Origin of the sequence: Thermococcus sp., assembly GCF_027063845.1 — an archaeon.
Classification (GTDB): domain Archaea; phylum Methanobacteriota_B; class Thermococci; order Thermococcales; family Thermococcaceae; genus Thermococcus.
Map to the genome: position 1 here is coordinate 24,761 of NZ_JAMOQU010000073.1, position 6,071 is coordinate 30,831.

Annotated in this window: 10 protein-coding genes; 6 read left to right on the top strand and 4 right to left on the bottom strand. The window is 56.0% G+C overall.

All coding sequences use genetic code 11. The annotated features are described in order from the left end of the window. Positions 1–25: 25 nt before the first annotated feature. The 5 genes from MVO87_RS05650 to MVO87_RS05670 are packed head-to-tail and all read left to right on the top strand — an operon-like array spanning position 26 to position 2,531. Positions 26–667 carry a PAB0415 family putative ATP pyrophosphatase gene (locus tag MVO87_RS05650; protein ID WP_297514678.1) on the top strand — a complete coding sequence of 214 codons (642 nt, stop codon included), beginning with the start codon at positions 26–28 and terminating at the stop codon, positions 665–667. Further along, positions 664–1,074 (top strand): alpha-ribazole phosphatase CobZ, encoded by a 411-nt coding sequence (gene cobZ, locus MVO87_RS05655; protein ID WP_297514681.1) that lies wholly within the window; start codon positions 664–666, stop codon positions 1,072–1,074. The genes MVO87_RS05650 and cobZ overlap by 4 nt, the downstream gene beginning before the upstream one ends. A gap of 2 nt (positions 1,075–1,076) precedes the next feature. Continuing rightward, positions 1,077–1,778, top strand: coding sequence for an adenosylcobinamide-GDP ribazoletransferase (cobS, locus tag MVO87_RS05660; RefSeq protein WP_297514684.1), 702 nt, complete (start codon positions 1,077–1,079; stop codon positions 1,776–1,778). 4 nt (positions 1,779–1,782) lie between these two features. Further along, positions 1,783–2,322, top strand: a complete 540-nt coding sequence (locus MVO87_RS05665) for an NTP transferase domain-containing protein (protein ID WP_297514686.1) — start codon at positions 1,783–1,785, stop codon at positions 2,320–2,322. Then, the gene (locus MVO87_RS05670) at positions 2,319–2,531 is read left to right on the top strand and encodes a hypothetical protein (RefSeq protein ID WP_297514689.1); all 213 of its coding nucleotides are present in this window, start codon (positions 2,319–2,321) and stop codon (positions 2,529–2,531) included. Before MVO87_RS05665 ends, MVO87_RS05670 begins: the two co-directional genes overlap by 4 nt. Here the strand turns inward: MVO87_RS05670 and MVO87_RS05675 are convergent. Then, complete coding sequence (locus MVO87_RS05675) at positions 2,528–3,979, bottom strand: cobyric acid synthase (protein WP_297552513.1); 1,452 nt, start codon at positions 3,977–3,979, stop codon at positions 2,528–2,530. The genes MVO87_RS05670 and MVO87_RS05675 overlap by 4 nt on opposite strands. Positions 3,980–4,033: 54 nt before the next feature. Between MVO87_RS05675 and cobT the strand changes: the two genes are divergently transcribed. Continuing rightward, entirely contained in the window at positions 4,034–5,035 is a 1,002-nt protein-coding gene (gene cobT / locus MVO87_RS05680; RefSeq protein ID WP_297552515.1) for a nicotinate mononucleotide-dependent phosphoribosyltransferase CobT, read from the top strand. A gap of 103 nt (positions 5,036–5,138) precedes the next feature. Here the strand turns inward: cobT and MVO87_RS05685 are convergent, their stop codons facing one another. From MVO87_RS05685 to MVO87_RS05695, 3 genes are all read right to left on the bottom strand, one after another. Next, a complete protein-coding gene (locus tag MVO87_RS05685; protein WP_297552503.1) occupies positions 5,139–5,309 on the bottom strand; it encodes a hypothetical protein in 171 nt (56 codons plus the stop codon). Between the two features lie 66 nt (positions 5,310–5,375). Continuing rightward, positions 5,376–5,708 carry a hypothetical protein gene (locus tag MVO87_RS05690; protein ID WP_297552505.1) on the bottom strand — a complete coding sequence of 111 codons (333 nt, stop codon included), beginning with the start codon at positions 5,706–5,708 and terminating at the stop codon, positions 5,376–5,378. A 91-nt stretch (positions 5,709–5,799) separates the two neighbouring features. Beyond that, a partial coding sequence (locus MVO87_RS05695; RefSeq protein ID WP_297552507.1) for an adenosylcobinamide amidohydrolase occupies positions 5,800–6,071 on the bottom strand: 272 nt, incomplete at its 5' end.

Sequence of the window (6,071 nt, forward strand, 5' to 3'; positions counted from 1 at the left end):
AACCCTTTATAGGCTTGGTGGTTCAATGAAGGGAGTCGCCTTTTTCTCGGGCGGTAAGGACGGCCTCTACGCGGTTCACCTCGCGGAGAAAAATGGAATCAAGGTTCCCTACCTGCTCGCGCTCAAAACGACTATAGGCCTCTCGCCCCACTGGGAGAACTTTTCAGCCATCAAAACGCTCGCCGAGGCGATGGGAAAAGAACTGCTAACCTTTGACATGAGCAGGGGGAGTGAAGCTTTGGCGGAGTTCATAGGCTCGCTGGACGTTGACTACCTGATAGCGGGCGACGTTCTCTTAGAAGACCACCCAAAGTGGATTGAGCGCCTCGCGGAAGGGGCTGGAGTCAAGCCACTCGAACCGCTCTGGGAACGGGATACGAAGGAGCTCGCCGAGGAAATCCTGAACGCGGGCTTTGAGTACGCTATAATAGCCGTGAACCGCGAAAAGCTCAGCAAAGAGTGGCTCGGCTACATCTTCCGCTCGGTCGCCGACCTGGAGCTTTTCCTCGAAAAGAATCCCGGTGTTGACCCGGTAGGTGAGTTCGGAGAGTTCCACACGGTCGTTTTAGCGTCTCCGCTCTTTAAGGGGTGCTTTGACATTGAAATCCTGTCCAGAGAAGAGAGCGAGAGGTATCACTGGGTCAGGTTCAGGCTGGTGAGAGAATGACCCCCGAAGAACTCCTCTCCCGCCTCGAATCCAAAGGTATAACGCTCGAAAAGATGCTCGACACCGCGTTAGAGCTCTACATCGGCGACGAGCGCGAGAAAGTCAGAGAAAGGCTGAGGGAGCTGATGCCCCGCTACCTCAGCGACGTAAACGTCCAAGCTCTACTTCTTTCGGCTCTCCTGCTCGAAGAGAACTTCAAAGTTGAGGGCGACCCAGTAAATCTTGTGGCTGACGAGTTAATAGGGATAGACATCGCCGAGCTCATAGGCGGGAAGATGGCGCTTTTCAACTTCTTTTACTACGACACCAAGAAGCCCGGAATCCTTGCGAAGCTTCCGCCTTTCCTCGACGACGCGATAGGTGGCTTTATAGCGGGCTGTATGACGAGGCTGTTCGAGGAGGTGTAGCGGTGCGTAATCTTTTACCCTTCTTCACGCGGATTCCTGTCAAAGGCGACTTCGAGCGGGTTAGGAATGAGCTCTGGGCGCTTCCCCTGCTCGCGCCCCTAACTTCGGCCTTAGCGACGCTCGTCCTTTACCCGAGACTCCCCCTGAGCAACGTCTTAGCCATCCTTACGCTCTACCTCACGATAGGCCTTCTCCACCTCGACGGCTTGGCTGACTGGGCCGACGGGATTATGGTCAAAGGTAACTTCGAGAGGAAGATTAAGGCCATGAAGGACCTCAACACCGGCATAGCCGGGATTTTCGCCCTCGTTATGGTTCTCTTCCTGCAGGTTTACTCCCTTCCGTTCCTCCCGTTCTACGCGTTGTTTTTGGCGGAGCTGAACTCCAAGTTCGCAATGCTCCTCGCCCTCGCAACTAAAAAGCCCCTCGGCCAGGGACTTGGGGCGTACTTCATGGAGGGCATGAACGGAAGGCAACTGGGCATCGGAACGGCTCTCTACCTCCTCCTGCTCCTGCCGGTGGCTTACTTCGAACCTCGCTCGCTCGCGTCTCTCTTAGGCCTCCTTGCGGGAGCGTACGTCATTCACCTCTCGCTAAGGAACTTCGGCGGGCTGAACGGTGACTGCATCGGGGCCGTGGCGGAGATAACGAGGGCCGGGACGCTCCTGGGAATGGCGGTGGTTTGGGTTTACTTTGGAGGCTGAGGGTATGATAATCATCATGGCCGGTGGACGTTCGAGCAGGATGGGACGGGAAAAGCCCGTTTTAAAGGTCGGCGGAGTGCCAATGCTCCTCAGGATCTACTGCGAGGCCGAGAAGGTCGGTGAGACCATCGTCGCTCTCTCCAAGAACACACCGAAGACGAAGGAGCTGTGTCTCCGCGAGGGGATTCCCTTCGTTGAGACGCCCGGAAATGGATACGTTGAGGACGTTAAGTGGCTCCTCCGCGAGTTCGGCCCTTTCGTCAGTGTCTCGGCGGATTTGCCCTTCGTCAAAGCGAGCGACATGGCGCAGATTTCGAGGGCCTTTGACGGGAAAACGAGCCTTACAGGTGTTCTACCGCTAAAGCTGGTTCCGAAGGATTTGAGACCCGTCGTTTACAGGGGCTACGCGATAGTTGGTCTTAACGCCGTCGGAATCGAGGGCGAGCGGTTCTTTGAACTGAACAACCCGTTGCTCGCTTTGAACGTCAACACGCCGGGGGAGTTAAAGCTCGCGGATAGAATAGCGAGGCTGGTGGGAAGGTGAGGAAGAGCGAGGTTAAAGGGACGGTGGCGTTCGTCCTCTTCCTGATACTTGCCGTGCTGTTCCTCTCTGGCTTCCTGCTCCTCGCGGTGGTTTTAATAGCGGTCGGCCTGCTGGTCTTCATAGGGTTCTACGTCTACATTCGCCTGAAGCTCTGGTGGGCGAGGAGACACCCACCGAAGGAGCTTGAGGGACCTGAGGATTATTTTTAAAGTCCCAGCTCCCCTAAAATCCTCTCAACGTCGAGGTTCTCCTCAACAAGTTTTGCGAACCTCTCGATTTCCTCCTCGATGCTCCAGCGTTCAACTGAAATCGGCTCAAGGCCCTTCTCCACCCGCAGAAAGTTGAGAAAGCGCTCCGTGAAGGCGAAGTTGTGAAAGATTCCGTGAAGGTAAGTCCCAAAGGCCCTCTCTCCGATAGCTCCTTCAGGCTCGAAGGTTTTAGCGCCGTTGATTGTCCTAATCACCGAGAACGGCCTTTCCGAGACGCTCCTGCCGAAGCGTATCTCGTAGCCCTCAACGACCATTCCCCTGGCAGGTTCCCAGAGAATTTCGGCGTTGAGATAGTTCGTTCTTTTAGTCCGCTCAAAGACCGTCTTGGCTGGAAGAAGGCCGATTCCCTTAACCTCTCCGCGTTTGGACTCGACGGTGTCGATAACCTTTTCCCCAAGCATCTGGAAGCCGCCGCAGATTCCGACCACAAAAGAGCCTTCGCGGTGGGCCTCGATTATGGCATCCTCAAAGCCCTCCCTCCTCAGCCAGAGCAAATCCTCGACCGTGTTCTTGCTTCCCGGGATTATTATCACGTCGCCCTTGATTTCCTCAGGTCTCGTCACGTAGTCAACGCCGTTCGCCCAGTGCAGGGGCTCAAAGTCCGTGAAGTTGCTTATGTGGGGGAGTTTGATTATCTGGATGTGGAGCTCGCCCTTCACCTTCGGGAACTCCGCCAGGGAGTCCTCCTCAGGGAGGCGGTGCCCGACGTAGGGGATAACGCCGAGGGTTGGCTTTCCGTAGCGCTTCTCAAGGTACTCAAAGCCCGGCTCAAGGAGGGACTTATCTCCCCGGAACTTGTTGAAGACGAAGCCGATTATCGCGTCTCTCTCCTCAGGTTTAAGAAGCTCCATCGTGCCGACTATTGAAGCGAAGCTTCCCCCTCGGTCTATGTCGGTAACGAGGATTCCCTTCGCCTTTGCGTGGAGCATGACGCGCGTGTTGGCAATGTCGTAGTCCTTCAGGTTAATCTCGACTGGACTGCCGGCACCTTCGATTATGACGAAGTCGTGCCTCTCCTTCAGCTCGTCCAAAACCTTCATCGCCTTCCTGAAGAGCTCCTCCTTCCGCGAGAGCATATAATCCTTGGCGGAAACGCTCCCAATCGGCCTTCCCATGAAGATGACCTGGCTCCTCATGTTACCCTCGGGTTTGAGTAGAATCGGGTTGAACCTGACGCTCGGCTTCTTCCTGCACGCTATCGCCTGTAGATACTGAGCCTTGCTTATCTCACCGCCCTCTATGCTCGGAGCCGAGTTCAGGCTCATGTTCTGGCTCTTGAAGGGCACCACATCGTAGCCGAGGTTCGAGAAAATCCTGCATAAGGCCGTAACGAGGAGTGACTTGCCTGCTCCCGAGGACGTTCCGAGGACCATTAACGCTTTTCCCATCTCCAACCCCAAAGCCTATAAGCGGGACTGGATAAAAACTCCACGGTGGTTGGAATGGAGAGCCTCTTCCTTCTCGTCCTGGGCAACACGGAGATAAGCACCGTGCCGGGGATAAGCGTTGCCGGAGCGACGCCAGAGCTGACGAAGCTGACGCCCGTTGCCGATGCCGAATACCTCTTCCACGAGAAGCCCCTGACGATTGACGTCATTCCTGTAACGCCCGAAGGCCATCCGACGCCGGCCATAATCACCAAGGCCGCGAGGGAGCTCGCGAACTTCCCGGTTCTCGTCGTCAGGGGTGGGACGTATCTGGCTCCGCTCGTTCCGCACGTCCACATCAGCGACGCCGTCGGAAGGGACTTCAGGAAGGAGCCTGCTTTACCCGAGTTCGGCGATATAATCAAACGCGCCAAGCTCTTCGGTGAGGAGCTAAACAAGACGCCGATAAAGGAGCTGGTAATCGGCGAGTCGACGCCGGGAGGAACGACCACTGCTCAGGCCGTCCTCTGGGCGCTCGGCTACGAAGCGAGAACCAGCTCGGCCTCGCCTGACAATCCCCAGAGCCTGAAGGAGAAGGTCATCGCTGAGGCCTTCGAAAGGGCGGGAATTGAGAAGGGCCAGTTGAGGGACAACCCCCTCGAAGCCCTCAGGCAGTTCGGAGACCCGATGATGGCGACGGTAATCGGCATTGCGCTCGGCTTTAGGAGGGACATCGTTTTGGCAGGTGGAACTCAGATGCTGGCAGTTTCGGCGCTCCTAAAGGCCCTCGGCGAGGATTTAAGCAGGTTCATGATAGCCACAACCAAGTGGGTCGCCAACGACAAGAGCGCGACCTTCATCGATACAGCGAAGGAAATCGGGATTATAAGCTACGCCGCCGATTTGGACTTCTCGAAGAGCGAGTTTAAAGGGTTGCAGGACTACGAAAAGGGCTACGTCAAGGAGGGCGTTGGAGCCGGAGGCGCGACGTGGCTGGCCGTTAAGGCCGGCTTCTCGCCGGAGGACGTTAGCGAAAAAGTGGAGGAGCTGTACAGAAGGCTCATGGAGATGAAGTGAGCTCCCTAAGGAGTTCCGCTTTTATTTATCCAGCTTTTCCGACTTTTGTAAGGTTAGAAACGTCAGTACTCAAACTCATAGTCTCTCTCACTCATCTCCCGTATCATATGGTTATGTCCTCCACGTCTTCTGTGTACTCCGTCTCCTCTTCCGCGAGTCGAATTAAGTCCTCAAGGGTTACCCTGTCCTTTCGAATCTCCTTCAGCCGTATTTTCAGCAGGAGGTTCTGTGCATCAAGGAACAACCTCTCGACCTGAGCCTCAACGTCCTCCATTCTCTCACCGGTCCTAATAGGAACCGAGACTATTTAACCCTTCCCGCATCACGGAAGCACGGCACTTCAAACCCCCGGTTCCCCTGCGCACTCCCCCTTCAAAGTGTCCATCGCATGGACAAGCACGAAGGCGAGAGCAGAGACAGCAGCAACCCCCGCGGCCGGCTGGGAGCGCTCCGCGAGGAGGGCCGCGGGAATGGCAAAGGCGTAGAGGAGGGCAACGTCGAGGAGGGCTTTCTTCGGGCGTAACCTACGCTCAACGAGCGCGCCGATGTTGATGAGGATGTATCCCAACACAAGTATCGTGCCGGCGTAAAGGGGAAGCAGGGCAACGCCTCTGCTTGAACCCACGAGGTAGTAGAAGATTGCTCCAATGGCAATTGCTCTCGCGACGTTCACCAGTAACTGCCGCAAATGTCCCCACCAACGAAGCACTACTAAATAGAGTATTTAAATCTTTCCTTATGTAGTAGAGCTTGACAGTGAGGCCTCAACATCTCGTCCGCTCCCACTTCCCCAAACTCTCCTTAAGCGCCTCCCTGACTGCCCTTCCAATATCGAGGCCAAGCCTCGTCGCCGTTCCAGCCCACTCCTTTTCGCCCTTGAATGCAAAAACACCGATACCATCGCTTGTTGTCCCTGTGGCGTTGTACCCGAGGCTCAGGAGGGTGTAGGTTTTTGCCTCCGTTGCCGTCATTATCGCGTTCGCCATCGCGCCGACGGTGAGGCCCTCCTCGATAATGAGGGCGATGTTTATCGTCC